Source organism: Vibrio sp. 1402, from assembly GCF_033340275.1.
The window spans coordinates 288,969-303,184 of record NZ_JAWOWE010000005.1 but is presented as its reverse complement, the minus strand read 5'-3'; the positions used below and the strand labels follow the sequence as shown (position 1 = coordinate 303,184).

Annotated in this window: 10 protein-coding genes; 6 read left to right on the top strand and 4 right to left on the bottom strand. The window is 45.9% G+C overall.

Going from position 1 to position 14,216, the window contains the following annotated elements; translation table 11 throughout:
• Position 1: 1 nt before the first annotated feature.
• From R7044_RS12380 to R7044_RS12370, 3 genes are all read right to left on the bottom strand, one after another.
• The gene (locus R7044_RS12380) at positions 2-1,087 is read right to left on the bottom strand and encodes a porin (RefSeq protein WP_213967510.1); all 1,086 of its coding nucleotides are present in this window, start codon (positions 1,085-1,087) and stop codon (positions 2-4) included.
• 177 nt (positions 1,088-1,264) lie between these two features.
• Complete coding sequence (locus R7044_RS12375) at positions 1,265-2,281, bottom strand: nuclear transport factor 2 family protein (protein WP_005374772.1); 1,017 nt, start codon at positions 2,279-2,281, stop codon at positions 1,265-1,267.
• 101 nt (positions 2,282-2,382) lie between these two features.
• A complete protein-coding gene (locus R7044_RS12370; protein WP_045390635.1) occupies positions 2,383-3,678 on the bottom strand; it encodes an MFS transporter in 1,296 nt (431 codons plus the stop codon).
• 338 nt (positions 3,679-4,016) lie between these two features.
• Here R7044_RS12370 and R7044_RS12365 point away from each other — a divergent pair, with 338 nt between their 5' ends.
• Both R7044_RS12365 and R7044_RS12360 read left to right on the top strand, forming a co-directional pair.
• The gene (locus tag R7044_RS12365) at positions 4,017-5,558 is read left to right on the top strand and encodes a sodium:solute symporter (protein ID WP_225455608.1); all 1,542 of its coding nucleotides are present in this window, start codon (positions 4,017-4,019) and stop codon (positions 5,556-5,558) included.
• 11 nt (positions 5,559-5,569) lie between these two features.
• Complete coding sequence (locus R7044_RS12360) at positions 5,570-6,940, top strand: L-serine ammonia-lyase (protein ID WP_149191703.1); 1,371 nt, start codon at positions 5,570-5,572, stop codon at positions 6,938-6,940.
• A gap of 78 nt (positions 6,941-7,018) precedes the next feature.
• On the opposite strand, the gene glgX is transcribed toward R7044_RS12360, so the two are convergent.
• Positions 7,019-9,010 carry a glycogen debranching protein GlgX gene (gene glgX / locus R7044_RS12355; protein ID WP_005374781.1) on the bottom strand — a complete coding sequence of 664 codons (1,992 nt, stop codon included), beginning with the start codon at positions 9,008-9,010 and terminating at the stop codon, positions 7,019-7,021.
• A gap of 446 nt (positions 9,011-9,456) precedes the next feature.
• Here glgX and R7044_RS12350 point away from each other — a divergent pair, with 446 nt between their 5' ends.
• From R7044_RS12350 to R7044_RS12335, 4 genes are all read left to right on the top strand, one after another.
• Positions 9,457-10,728, top strand: a complete 1,272-nt coding sequence (locus tag R7044_RS12350; RefSeq protein WP_086047209.1) for a maltoporin — start codon at positions 9,457-9,459, stop codon at positions 10,726-10,728.
• Positions 10,729-10,828: 100 nt separating this feature from the next.
• Complete coding sequence (locus tag R7044_RS12345) at positions 10,829-11,638, top strand: MalM family protein (RefSeq protein ID WP_005374786.1); 810 nt, start codon at positions 10,829-10,831, stop codon at positions 11,636-11,638.
• 317 nt (positions 11,639-11,955) lie between these two features.
• Positions 11,956-12,462 (top strand): hypothetical protein, encoded by a 507-nt coding sequence (locus tag R7044_RS12340; protein WP_054578620.1) that lies wholly within the window; start codon positions 11,956-11,958, stop codon positions 12,460-12,462.
• Between the two features lie 120 nt (positions 12,463-12,582).
• The gene (locus R7044_RS12335; protein WP_205391336.1) at positions 12,583-14,196 is read left to right on the top strand and encodes an alpha-amylase family glycosyl hydrolase; all 1,614 of its coding nucleotides are present in this window, start codon (positions 12,583-12,585) and stop codon (positions 14,194-14,196) included.
• Positions 14,197-14,216 lie beyond the last annotated feature (20 nt).

Below are 14,216 nucleotides of genomic sequence, written 5' to 3'. Positions count from 1 at the left end.
ATCAGAAGTAGTAGCGAATACCTGCCGCGAATTGATCATCACGGTTTTCGAATTTGCTGCCATCGTACTGATCTTTACCTAGGTCGAACTGGTATTCAGTCCAAACTAGGAATTTGTTCTTCTGGAAGTGGTATTCAAGACCAGGAATCAGCAAGTTACGCTCGTAGCCTTGTGTCTCGTCACCGCGATCTTCCATGTAGTTGTAGTTCAACGTTGGGCGTAGGCCGTTATCGAAGTGGTAGTAAGTGTAGATTTCGCCACCTAGGGTATCGAACATTACGTCCGTACCGCCTTGGCTCACTGCTTCCCAGTTTTCGCCAACGTGGAAAGTCGCACCCGCGTAGAAGCCACCGTTGCTGTAGTTTGCGCCCAATAGCATGATGCGCATGTTGTCGCCGTTTTCTACGCCAACCACGCTTGCGTCTAGATCCGCAACTTCATTTTGATGGTAAGCCGCACCCAGTGTTACGCCATCAACGGGTTTGTAAGTGATAGACGCACCTATGCCGTTTTTCAGTGAGGCTGTCGCATTATTTGCTAGAGCAACACCTTCACGCGTGGTTTGGTAAGTAAAGCCGTAGCTCACTTTTTCATTGATTGAATTACGGTACGTAATTGAGTTTTCTGCACGACCCGCGCCGGATGCGATACCCCAGTCAGCTAGGTTATAAACACCTGAGCCACGAGTACCGAATACACGACCTAAATCGGTGTACCATGCTACGTCGTAGAAGGTAGACCACTGCTTAGTACCTGCAGCAATCTTGCCATATTTTTCGTGATCAACACCTGCGTATAGCAAGCGGTCGTAAATGTTTTCGCCGTTCGCGCCAGAGTTGTAGCCCCATTCCGCGTGACCGAAACCAGTCCAGCCGTTATCCAGACCCATTTGGCCTTTCAAACCGAAACGTGAGCTGCCGCTGTTCCATTCGCCGTTGTCATCACCGCCACGGTCTTGGTAGCGAAGATCGAAACGGCCATCGATGGTTAGGCTGTCGCCAGCGTCATTAACAAAAGTGTGTGCAGCAAAGGCTGAGCTAGAAGTAAGCGCTGCTAAAATCACTGCAGAAAGGGTCGACTTTTTCATCATCAATCTCATTATTCAGGGCGCAGAAAGCCACCGTGCGTTCATGCCCGTTTTGAATAAGGGTTCTATCTTGAGGTTGTGCCCCATCCTTGAGGCACGAGTTGGGAGCATGTCGCCTGAACCGAGAGGGGATTCAGGCAACATAAAGGCGGGTTGACAATCCGCCCCTAGGACTTCTTATAGAGAAGGGTTTAGGATCTGTTGAGTACGCTCGAATACGTCTAGACCTTGCTGTTTTAGCCAGTAAGGTAGGTCGATCAGTACCCAGTTCTCAGATAGCTTGTCGCCGTCACGGTAGTAAACGTCAACCACTTGCATGTCTGCACGTACTTCACCACCTGTCATACCTAGGAAGCCACCGATTGGCGTGTTAGATAGGTTTGGCCAGCCGAAGAAACAAGAGAAGTTACCTTCTGCGAAACGACATACGTGGCCATTAAACTTCTTGTCTTTCAGGTTGTTACGGAACGGCAATTGGTGCTGCTGTTGGTAACGAGGAATTGTGTAAGACGCACCGATACCACATGGACCGTACCAGATCATGTCTTTAGACCAGCTCTTCTCAAGAACTTCTGGTGGGCAACCCATAGCGCCGCTGTCGTTTAGTGCAGATAGGTCATCAACCATCTTGTTCACTAGTGCTAGTGTTGCTACGCCTTCTTCTGGTGCTGCGTCTTCGAACAGTAGACCATCGTGGTTACGAGGACCAGGGTATACGAAGTGCTTACCTGTTGATGGTGGTAGTGGGTAACAACCCGCTTGGTCCATCGCGCCTAGAAGGTCTAGGAATAGGCCAGTCTTAGTGATCTTGCCGTTTTCAACACAGTTAAATTCTGCGTAACGGATGTTCATGATTTTGCCAGTTGGGCGCATGCCTAGGTATTCAGCGTCGAATAGACCCATGAAGTGACCCATGCTCATTACCCAGATTTCACCTGATGTTACTTCGTTCTCACCACCGATGAAGATGTCTTGACGACGCTGCATGCGAGTCATTGATTTCATCAAAGGAGCCCAGAAAACGTCAGCTGCTGCTTGAGCGCCTTGTTGTTCACGGAATGGGTAAACACCACGCCATAAGTAATCTTCTGAAGTGTGTGCTTTTAGTACTTCTGCCACGTTCTCGTGAGTTGCGTTTTCCATTGCGCTGAAGTATTCACGTACAACGCGTTTCGCTTCTTGATATTTAGACATAATAAACTCTCTTATTTGCTGTCGAGTCGGCTTTGGGAACAGGACTCGAAATTAAGTTTTTTCATCCGGCCGGGGAGCCAGCCGGAGTTTTTGAAATTCAGTTACGCTTTTGCTGCTTCGGCTTTTTTGCTCTTATCGAACACGCCGCCTTTTAGTGTCTCTGGCAGTGATAGCCATAGAAGACCAGCAAGGATCCATACGATTGGTGAACCCCACATTGCGGTTTGTAGGTCGGTACGCTCTTGGATGAAGATAAGTACCATTGGTGCCCACATACCGAGGATACGACCGCCGTGGAATAGCGCCGCGCCGTAGCTACGTAGGTGTGCTGGGAACAGTTCTGAGAAGTAACCACCCCATACCGCTGAAGAAGACAGGCCGAAGTTGTAAATCAGACCAAGTAGAGCCAGCATGTTTAGGCCGCCAATCACCATGTCGCCAGGTGCAACAAAGAAGATTGAAACCATGATGCCCGCTAGGATGAAGCCAAACGCGTTCACCTTACGACCGAATTTGTCAGCTACCCAACCCCAGAACCACGCACCAAACAGTGAACCAAATGCTGAGATAGAGAAGATGAGACCGATGGTTGCACCGTCGAACATACGTACATCACGTAGGTATGTGGTTACGAAGCCACCAAAGAATTGGAAACCGTAGAAGTTAAGGCCAGCCAGTAATAGACACGTTAGTGTGATCTTACGGTAAGGCTTGCTTAGCATTTCGCCCCAAGAGCCTTTTTTCGCTGGTGCATTTGATTCTTCTACTTTTGCTTGCTCTTCTTCACCGTAAGCGATCACTTTGCTGTCGCTAGGTAGTACAAAGATCATGACCACAGCGGCTGCCAATGGTGGGATACCACCTACAAGCATTAGGCTTTCCCATGGTGCATCAATGCTTGCAATAAATGCTGCATAGGCACCCATTACCATCAGTGCTACAGAGAACATAGAAGACGCGAATGCCGTCAACTTACCACGTACCGTTGGCGTAAATAGGCCGATCATTAGGCTTACTGCCACGGTGAAGTAACCACCCAGTGACAAACCAATGATGAAACGCATTGCTGCCCATGTTGCGTAGTCGGTGAACATCATATTGATGATCGTTGCGCCACCGTTTAGGGCTGTGATGGTAATAAGAGTGGATTTCTTACCAAATTTTGTTGCGAACCAAGCACAGCTCAATGCACCGATAAGTGCCCCAACCGACTGCCATGTATAGAACTGGGCAGTGTCTGACAGGCTAATACCATCATACGCTTCAACGATGTATGGGCGTACGTAGTCAATAATTACAAAGTTATAACAATAGAAAAAGTAACCAACCAGTATCGCTAGATAGGCTGCTACCCTTTGAATCATAGGAACTTCGCTCATGTGTCTTTTGGCATTCATGACCGATAAACCTCTATTTCACTTAGGATTTGTTGCTATTCAAACTTAATGAACACGATCTTATTTGGATCATCTTCGATTTCGTGTCGGGGTGAATCATAGTTTTTTTAAGGTTATTAGATCCGTGATCAAAATCAATTTTAAAATGAATGCGTACCCATTTTGTGGGTTTTAGTGACAAGGATCTCACTAATCGGCGTTTTTGGCGATTTTGAATACATTTTCGCCTATATTGGTGATAATAATCACACTTACAGTGGGATTGTCGTTCAAAAATGCCTTTTTACAGTAATATCTGGGCATAATAATTAGCTACCCAGAATTAGGAAAACCTTAAAATGGTTACGTACTCAAGTTTTGTGGTGATTGCGTTATATGTAGCAATTACCATACTAATCAGCTATTTAGTGAATAAGCGCTACAGCAATGGTGGCGACTTTTCCACGGGTGGAAAGCAATTTGGCTGGTTTACGGCGGGTGTTTCGATACTTGCGACTTACATTAGTGCGATGACGTTTGTAGGGATGCCTGGTTGGGTTTATAGCTCTGGCATGGAAGCGATGAGTATTCACCTTAACTATCCCATCGTTATCTTTTTCACTGTCATTTTCTTTGTGCCTGTCTTCTATAAGCTGGGCTTGACTTCGATTTATGAATACCTTGAGCACCGCTTTGGGGTGTATGCAAGAACCATCAACTCGATTGTGTTCATTGTGGTTCAATGTATCTCTGCGGGTGTGATTTTGTATGCCGTGGCGCTGATCTTAGTGCAAGTTCTGCCTATCAGTATTTCTGAAGCCATTATCTACATCAGTATTTTCACCGCTTGCTATACCTATGCGGGCGGGATTTCCACGGTTATCTGGACCGATATGTTGCAATCTGCAGTATTGGTAGCGGGCAGCATCGCCATCTTTGCCATTCTAATGACAGAGATTAATGCGGCAGATTACCTTTCTCGTGATCACCTGAATATCATCAACTTAGACTTTGATTTGGGCGTAGATACCACACTCTGGGCTGGCGTGGTTGCCGTGAGCTTTTTGCATTTGAGTGTGTACGGCACCAACCAATTGATCATCCAACGCACGTTAGCGACGAGATGTGAAAAGACGGCGCAGAAGTCGATGCTGTTGTGTGGTTACGGTGCGTTTTTCGTGTACTTGTTCTTCGCGGTACTCGGTGTTCTTTTGAGTGTTTTCTATCAAGATCGATCGTTTGAAAACAGCAATGAAGTGATTTTGGATTTCGTCTTCAACCACACTAACCCAATCGTCGTTGGTTTGATCATTTCCGCGTTGGCGGCGGCCGCAATGTCGACGCTGGACTCGACCTACAACTCGATGGCGACCGTCGCGACGTTCGATATCTACAAGCGTTTCGTTCGCAAAAATGCCGATGATGAGCACTACGAAAAAGTCGCAAGAAAGATGAGTTTGCTTGCTGCGGCCATGGTGGTAGTGCCAGCTCTTCTCGCGGTATCGAATGAATCGGTACTCAAAACCATCGCTAGTCTGACTTCTATCTTCGTTGGTATCCGCTTGGGGTCATTCGTGCTTGGTTTATTCTGGTCGAAAGCCAACGAAAAAGGCGTGATCGTTGGCAGTATCATGAGTGTGATTGCGGTGTTTACTGCAATGTATCTCGACGTGGCTTGGCCGTGGTTCGCGCCAATTGGTACGTTTGTCTTCCTTTTGTTTGGTGTGTTAGTGAGTCGTCGTTGGGGCGCTGTGACTGCCGAGCAACAAATCTTTATCAATAATCAAAAACATCTTTTTGCAAAGCCAACCGCAAGCCATTACGGGCTGTTGGTGTTCGCTGTGGCGACCATCGCTGCTTGTATGGTTCTCCCTGATTGGCTTTATGCTGCATTGTCGTAATAGGTAAGTTTATGCTGTCCATCTTTGATATTTACAAGATTGGTGTGGGCCCTTCTAGCTCTCACACCAATGGTCCAATGATCGCGGGTTACCACTTCACTCGTTTGATTGAATCGAACTTGGCAAAAGTGGTTCGTATTCAAGTCGATTTATACGGTTCACTTTCGTTAACAGGGATTGGTCACCATACAGACCGTGCAACGATTTTGGGTCTGTTGGGTAACAAACCAGATACCATCAAAATCGCTTCTGCAAACAAAGCGATGCGCAAGGCGATTGAAGAGGGCATGATGTCTGTCGATGGCCGTCATGAAATCGAATTCAACTACAAAACGGACATGTTGTTCCATGAAGAGAATCTTCCTCTGCATGAAAATGGCATGACGATTACTGCGTTAGATGCGCATGGCAATCAGGTTGGGTTTGAAACTTACTACTCTATCGGTGGTGGTTTCATCGCAACGGCGGATGAACTGCAAAATGGCAGTGCGACTTCACCCGTAGACGTTGAGTTCCCATTCTCCAGCGCGGACGAAATGTTGGCACAGGCTGAGAAGAACGGCATGAGCCTCGGCGGCATGATTCTGAAAAACGAACAAGCGTTTCAGGAAATGGAAGCCATCAATCAACGCGCAGAACAGATCTGGCGTGTGATGACGCGTTGCATGGAGCGTGGTTTCGAAACAGAGGGCATCTTGGATGGCGGCTTGAACGTGACCCGCCGTGCGCCAAACTTGCTGAAAAAGCTTGAAGCAAATGCAGCAATCGAAAACGATCCAATGGAAATCATGGATTGGATTAACCTGTTTGCTTTTGCTGTGAGTGAAGAAAACGCGGCTGGTGGACAAGTCGTAACGTCGCCAACTAATGGTGCGGCGGGTGTGATTCCGGCGGTATTGATGTACTACCATCGCTTCATCAAAGAGCTTGATACTAAACAGCTTAAAGACTTCCTTGCTGTGTCCGGTGCGATTGGCATTTTGTACAAAACTAATGCGTCTATTTCGGGTGCCGAAGTAGGTTGTCAGGGCGAAGTCGGTGTTTCTTCTTCTATGGCGGCAGCTGGCTTGACCGCGCTGCGTGGTGGTAGTAATGAGCAAATTTGTATTGCGGCCGAGATCGCCATGGAGCACTCACTAGGCATGACTTGTGACCCAATTGGTGGCTTAGTGCAAGTACCGTGTATTGAGCGTAATGCAATGGGTGCAATGAAAGCGATCAATGCATCTCGCATGGCACTAAAGCGTAATAGTAAATGTTTGATCTCGTTGGATAAGGTGATTGAAACCATGTACCAAACGGGCAAGGACATGAACAAGAAATACCGTGAGACGTCACAGGGTGGGTTAGCTTTGATTCACCTAGCGCCGCCTTGCGAATAATGAGTTAGGCACATCTAACCAACAAAAAAGCCGAAGCACTGAGATGCATCGGCTTTCCTTTTTTGGAACGTTTATAATTTAGCTATGCGTTTGCTCACCTTTTGGTGTGCTTTGGTTTGGTTGATAGTGCAAAATCACCATCGAGGTGGGTGACAGCAAGACTTCGCCTTCAGCATGTCCTGGGTTGAGGTTACGTACGTTTGTATCACAGATCGTCACCCATTCTTGCTTTCGCTCATTGGGGAGCTTAAAGCGCGCTGTGGCGTTAGTTTGGTTGATGAGGTAGACCAACTCTTGTCCTTCTTTACCGATACCAAGGTGAAGTGCGACAGAGCTTAAACGGTTCCAATCATCGTGCTCCATTAAGCGACCGTCTGTTCGGCGCCAGAAAATGCGGTTGTTATTGCGGTTTTCGCCACTGAAAGCTCGGATAAATGGCACCATGTATTGATTTCGGTTGGCGACCATTTGTGACATCCATGCTTTGAAATGTTGCTTACGTTCTGTCTCTTCCCAGTTCAGCCAACTGGTTTCGTTGTCTTGGCAATAGGCATTATTGTTACCGCCTTGGGTGTGAGACAGAACATCAGCAGTGAGAATGTGTGGGATACCGAAGGCAAACAGCAAGCTAGCAATAAGGTTGCGTTTTTGCTTCTCACGCGTGGCGATGATCATCAGATTTTCGGTCTCGCCTTCAACACCGTAGTTTTCTGAACGATTGTCGCCGTGACCGTCGCGATTTTCTTCGCCATTGGCTTCGTTATGTTTGTGCTTGTAAGACACTAAATCTTGCAGTGTGAAGCCATCGTGATACGTGATGTAATTTACGGTGAGTTTGTATGGCCAGTTCGCTGCACTATAAATGTCACGAGAGCCCATTAATCGAGTGGCAAACTCTTTTAAATAGCCTTGATCACCGCGCCAAAAACTGCGGGAAATATCACGCAGTTTGTCATTACATTCGTTCCAACCAAATGGAAAGTTACCCACTTGGTAGCCATTTGGACCAATATCCCAAGGCTCGGCAATCAATTTGGTTTCACGCAAAATTGGGTCTTGCGCAACGGCTTTAAAGAAAGCTGCTTCTGGGTTGTAATCATCGCCCTGTCGACCTAACGTTGCAGCCAAGTCAAAACGGAAGCCATCGACTTTAAATTCGCTAACCCAGTAGCGCAATGTATCCATCACAAGGTTTAAGGCTGGTTGGTAGGTGAGATCCACTGTATTTCCGCAGCCGGTGTAATTGGCGAAGTGGTTGCCATGTTTGATGTAAAAACGGGAATCGAGGGCCTTCAGGTTGAAGATTGTAGGCCCTTCACCACCTTCAGCAGTGTGGTTGTAAACCACGTCGAGAATCACCTCAATGCCGTTTTTATGCAATTCGCGAATTGTTGTTTTTAATTCCGTAACGGCGTCTTGTTCTGCGTAGCGCGGATCGGGCACCATAAAGAGATAAGGGTTGTATCCCCAATAATTGACCTTTTCCATCTCTAGTAGATGAGGCTCATGCATGCATGCTGCGACAGGTAGCAATTGCAGCGTGTTGATGTTTTGCTGTTTGTAAAAGGCCAGCATTTCAGGTGATGCAAGACCTAAATAGCGCCCCTTCAGCTTGTCCTCAACCTCTGGGTGGCGTTGGGTAAGCCCTTTGACGTGCGTCTCAAACAATACCATCTCTTCTCTGGGTATACGCGGGTGATCCGTGTTTTGCCAGTCAAAATCATCTTCGATAACGACGCACTTCGGCATATCGAAACTTTTGGCTGGAGAGTAGGGAGGGTGATAGTGGAGGGCTTTATCTATTGATTTTGCGTACGGATCAGAAATTAACAGTGGCTCGTCCTTGTGGGAGACAAGGTAACCGTATTTTTGCCCCGGCTTAATATCTGGAATAAAAGTATGACGTATGCCAGCGTATTCATTCGGTAAACCGTGAAGCTCGTAGCTGCCATCGTTTGCAAACAATGCCAGTTGAATGTCTTTTACGCCCGGAGCATGAATAGAGAAGTTACAGCCTTCTTTATTCAATGTTGCGCCCAGGGGGTAGGGGCGAGAGAGAAGTCGTGTCATCGGAGATACTTTATTTAATATTTATTGCTACCTTTAGGAAACTATAAGTTAAAAACTTTGTCTTACTAAGGTCAACCACCCTAAATATAAAAATATTCGTGTAATTTAATTACTTTATGTGACGGCTTAGAGTCAAAAATATGAAATGGCTATCACTTTGTAGCGGCTCAAAACCGAACAAACTTACTAATTCCTCCCTAGATTGGTGATCTGACTCGAAAAAACACCATTCGGTAAATTTTCTACTCCCTTCTCATCCCCCTTAAATTAGTTTAGGGCGGAGGAAGTCATCCTTGTACGCCTCGGGTAATCTCACAACTGTTGAAACAAACGGGGATTCGTTCCCATCTTACCTCTCTTTCTTTAGGTGTGTTTTTACTGCCTATATTCACCTAAAAGAGTGAGCAGGGAAGACAGAATTATAAATACCCTTAATGGAGTTAAGAATGAAAAAAGTAAGTGCAATTGCTGCTGCTGTAGCTGCAACTTTAGCTGCTGGTTCTGCATTCGCAGTGGATTTCCACGGTTACATGCGTGCTGGCGTTGGCGTGAACGCTGACGGTGGTCAACAATTAACATTCGAAAAGAACAAGATCGGTCGTCTAGGTAATGAAAGCGATATCTACGGCGAGATTCAACTAGGTAAAGAAGTTTACAACAACAACGGCAAAACGTTCTACGTAGACTCTATGGTTGCAATGACTTCTAACGGTTCAAACGACTGGGAAAGCACTTCTGCTAACTGTGGTTTGGATAACGGCGAAGTGAAATGTGTAGACGATGCACAATTCGCACTACGTCAGTTCAACGTTCAAGCTAAAGGCCTACTAAACTTTGCTCCTGAAGCAACGCTTTGGGCAGGTAAACGCTACTACCAACGTCACGACATTCATATCTCTGACTTCTACTACTGGAACATCTCTGGCGCGGGCGCTGGTGTTGAAGGTATCGAAGCTGGTCCTGGTAAAGTTTCTTTCGCTTGGGTTCGTAACGACCGCGGCGATATCGCAGACCCAGGCAACGATGGCGGCGCAACAAACGTAAACACTCTAGACGTACGTTACGCAGGTCTTCCTCTATGGGACAACGGCTCTCTAGAAATGGGCTTGAACTACGCAATTCTTAACGAAACTGACGCTGCGCCAAACGGCACTAAAGATGCGAAAAACGGCGTAATGTTCACAGCAGAATTGACTCAAGGTCTAGACGCTGGTTTCAACAAAACAGTGCTTCAGTACGGTACTGAAGGTTACTCAAAAACAATGGCATTCTACGGCGACGGTAGCTGGTACGGCGCAGAAGCTGACAACGGTGCATCTGGTTACCGCCTAATCAACTGGGGTGTAATCGGCATGGGCGACAGCTGGGAAATGGGTCACCAGTTAGTGTACGGTGTTGGTGAAGACATGTGGGCTGGCCAAGACAAGTGGGAAACAATGTCTGTTGTTGTTCGTCCAATGTACAAATGGGATGACAACCACAAAACTATCTTCGAAGCTGGTTACGCTATCGATGATAACGACGGCGACGAAAACAAATACGGTAAGCTAACTGTTGCTCAAGCATGGTCTGCTGGTTCTAGCTTCTGGGCTCGTCCTGAAATCCGTGTTTACGCTTCTTACCTAACGGCTGACAAAGAAGACAACACTAACACATTTGACAACGGTCGTTCAGATGATACGTTCCAATTCGGTGTACAAGCTGAAGCTTGGTGGTAATCATCTAACCACTAAGTCCTAAATTGTCCTAGAATGATACAGCCAGAACTTATCTGGCTGTATTTATTTAAAAAACAATAAAGAGTCGAGGTAGACAGTAATGAAAAAATGGCTTGCTCCCGTACTGCTGGGCATGTTGGCTACTGGTTGTGCGTCTGTAGAACAAGTAGAGATGAGTCCAAAAGGTCAGCAACAAGTGATCACGCAATCGGGTGATATTCAATGGGTACCGCTTAACGTGCCTGTGGTTACTGAATTCGCTTTGACTGATAAAAGCCAAATGTTGTTGGATGGTAACAGTGCTGGCGCTATTGCAGCGTTTGCTCTTCCAGGTAACCGTGGCAGTCTCGATATCAAATTAGAGACATTCGTAAGTAAAGAACTTCAATTTTATGCTCCTAATGTTGCAGTGATGAACTCGGCAGGAGAAACCATTTACCAAGCAGATTTTTCAAAGTTTAAGTACGAACCAGCAAAACTGTTGGACAACGATAAATTCGTACTTGATCTCAATGTGATTCCAGACATGACAGGTAACGATCTGCATGTGTTGGTTTACACGACTTCCGCCGATCTAAAAGGAAGTACACAAGTTTTACACCCTGCAAAAGCCTTCGCCATGGCGCGTCACACTCAGCCGCCAGATATTGCAGACCCTCTAGCGAAACATAGCCCACTCGGTCAGTTCCGCTTTTCGGTATCCGCGAATGATATTGTGAATACTAAGATTGTTGCGAAAAACGACAACATTCCCCAAGGTACGGACCTTACTAGCTACTACTACAGCTCCATTGAAGCGGCAGTCGCAGCGAATGATATTCCGAAAGCGCTCACTTTGCTTGATGAAGCAAAAGAGCTAGGTATCGAAGGTGCACAACAAGTGTTTGTGAAAGCCGTAAATAGAAAATAATCAGATAAAAAAAGGTCAGCGAAATGCTGACCTTTTTCATAGAAAATAAACTAATAAAAATACCCCTACATAGAGTTACCTTATTCACATAATTATTTTTATTACTTTGTTTTTTATATAGGTTGGATCAATAATTAATGGCAGTTCCTAATTTATTTTTTGTACTTAGGAAATAAACAAACTTCTCGAAGTGATTTAAATTCACAATCTGACGATATTTATTTGTCGTTTGATATTTCCATTTTAATAACGATTAATATTTCTTTTAACCGTTGAGTTTATTTTACTTTGGATATACTAAAAAGGAATTACGTGAAATGAACATGATGAAGACCTCTCTTGCTGCTGCTCTACTTGCTGCCTTAGTGGGTTGTCAATCGACTGCAGAACCAGAAGCGGCCGCAGAGCCTGTTGTTAATATGTCTCAAGACGAAGTGGTTGCTTTCATGAAAGCGTGTGACAACCCAGATAGCACAGCGAAAGGACCTATTTCTAAACCACTATTTGTGGTGGGTACGTTTGCGGATTCCGATTGGAAACACGTGCCTCAGCGTCAATACACCTACAAAGGGAATAATTTCTACCAAGCCGTGGTTCAAGAAAAAGTAGGCTCCTACAAAATGCAGTACGCGACCGAGTTGTGGTTCCCACAATTTACCGCAAAAGGTAATAGAATGAACGTTGGTGAATTAACACCATTAACATTTGGTGGTTACGGTACGGATACTTCGGTTGATATTAAAGAAGATGGTAAATATGTATGGAGTCTTCAGTTTGAAGGAAAAGGCAAACCTGTTCATGTCATGGTAAATAAGTGCCAATAATATTCCATTCAGTTATTTAAAATCTATTTTTATTTATTAACCCCTGCATGAAACACATGTCGGGGTTAATTTTATTACTCAAATTTCCGTAGTTTATTTGAGTAAGTTAGGGAGAATAAAATGCGTAATATCCTACGTAACCATCGCCTGTCTCGATCGTTGCTTGCGTTAAGTGTGATTGGTGCTTTATCTGCGTGTAATTCTTCTGGTGGTGGCGACACTAATAGCAGCACTCCGCTACCGGATACCAGTTATGCTTGCCAAGCCAATGTCATGGCGCAAAGTAACCAACTTCGTACTTATCAAATCATGGTAGAGAGTTTTGTGGATGGTGATGCGAGCATTGGTCACGGTACAGGTTATGGCACCAGCCATCATAACGGCGATTTGCAAGGAGTGATTGATTCACTCGATTACATCCAAGATTTAGGGATGAACGCGATTTGGTTGACGCCAGTTTTTGAATCGGAAGCGATAGTGGGCCAAGAACACTGGGCCGATCGTCTGGATGCCACGGGCTACTTTGCAACGGATTACTTCACCATTGATCCACGTTTTGGTGATTTAGAAACGGCGAGAACCTTGGTCGAGGAAGCACACAAACGCGGCTTATACGTGTTTTTTGATGGTGTATTTGGTCATCACAAAGATGGTTTGATCAAACCATCTCCCTCCGGTTTGTTGCCATCGGGATCGAGCAATCCCGTTGATTACCCGGCCAGTCTCGATTTCTACAAAGAAGTGGCAACCTATTGGATCAAAGAACTGAAGATTGACGGCTGGCGTTTAGATCAAGCCTATCAAGTTCCGACAGACGCTTGGACACAACTTCGTAAAGCCGTCGATGAAGCCTCACAAAGTGTGACGTACACCAATAGCAAAGGCGAACAAGTGAATCCGTTGGGCTATATGGTGGCAGAGATTTGGAAAGGGGAGTCTGAAATCGCGAATGAGGCGTATGGATCGAACAGCGATCCAGCATTGTGCTCTGCGTTTGACTTCCCTATGCGATATCGCATCGTTGAAACTTTGGCCGTGAATGAGAGCGGCGTGGGTGGTCGCGGTGCGGATTGGTTAGACAACGGCTACAGCACACACAACCAATATCCAACACATGCGCAGCCGAATTTGATGATCGGCAACCATGATTTAGTGCGCTTTGGTGACTTGTTACAGCGCGGAAACTTGGCGGATGTGAATGATGCAGAATATTGGTTACGCCATAAAGCCGCGTTTGCTTTCCAAGCGGCGTACACCGGGCCAATCACGTTGTACTACGGTGATGAAATCGGGGATCAAGTGGATGGTTTTGCCGCAAAAGAAGACAACAGCACCTGCGCCATTCAAGGTTTGTGCGATGATCACGTTGCGCGCAGCAGTGCGAAAATTGAAGGCGTGACGGCGACGCTTGATGCAAACCAAGCCGATCTCAAATCTTATGTGACATCGCTGATGACAATGCGCGATGCGCATCCTGCACTTTATCAAGGGTCACGCACGAATTTAGTTGCGAGTAACGGCAGTTATGTGGACTTGAAACAATCTGGTTCGGACAAAGTCTTGTTTGCGCTAAATACCTTACAGAGCGCTAGAAGCGTCACTCTTACTCAGGAGAGTGTTGGTACTGGTGAGTTGGTGGATTTGCTCACGAATGAAAAAATTACTCCGAGTAATGGTCAATATCAGATTCTGATGTCGCCACTACAAGGACGATTCTTTGCGGTAAAACCTTAAGGAATTATCCAGAATTGATG

What these genes read in the sequence shown, in the direction of transcription:
- R7044_RS12340 (WP_054578620.1), top strand. Translation starts at nt 11,956, where the DNA reads ATGAACATGATGAAGACCTCTCTTGCTGCTGCTCTACTTGCTGCCTTA.
- R7044_RS12370 (WP_045390635.1), bottom strand. Translation starts at nt 3,678, where the DNA reads ATGAATGCCAAAAGACACATGAGCGAAGTTCCTATGATTCAAAGGGTA.
- R7044_RS12375 (WP_005374772.1), bottom strand. Translation starts at nt 2,281, where the DNA reads ATGTCTAAATATCAAGAAGCGAAACGCGTTGTACGTGAATACTTCAGC.
- R7044_RS12380 (WP_213967510.1), bottom strand. Translation starts at nt 1,087, where the DNA reads ATGAAAAAGTCGACCCTTTCTGCAGTGATTTTAGCAGCGCTTACTTCT.
- R7044_RS12350 (WP_086047209.1), top strand. Translation starts at nt 9,457, where the DNA reads ATGAAAAAAGTAAGTGCAATTGCTGCTGCTGTAGCTGCAACTTTAGCT.
- glgX (WP_005374781.1), bottom strand. Translation starts at nt 9,010, where the DNA reads ATGACACGACTTCTCTCTCGCCCCTACCCCCTGGGCGCAACATTGAAT.
- R7044_RS12345 (WP_005374786.1), top strand. Translation starts at nt 10,829, where the DNA reads ATGAAAAAATGGCTTGCTCCCGTACTGCTGGGCATGTTGGCTACTGGT.
- R7044_RS12360 (WP_149191703.1), top strand. Translation starts at nt 5,570, where the DNA reads ATGCTGTCCATCTTTGATATTTACAAGATTGGTGTGGGCCCTTCTAGC.
- R7044_RS12335 (WP_205391336.1), top strand. Translation starts at nt 12,583, where the DNA reads ATGCGTAATATCCTACGTAACCATCGCCTGTCTCGATCGTTGCTTGCG.
- R7044_RS12365 (WP_225455608.1), top strand. Translation starts at nt 4,017, where the DNA reads ATGGTTACGTACTCAAGTTTTGTGGTGATTGCGTTATATGTAGCAATT.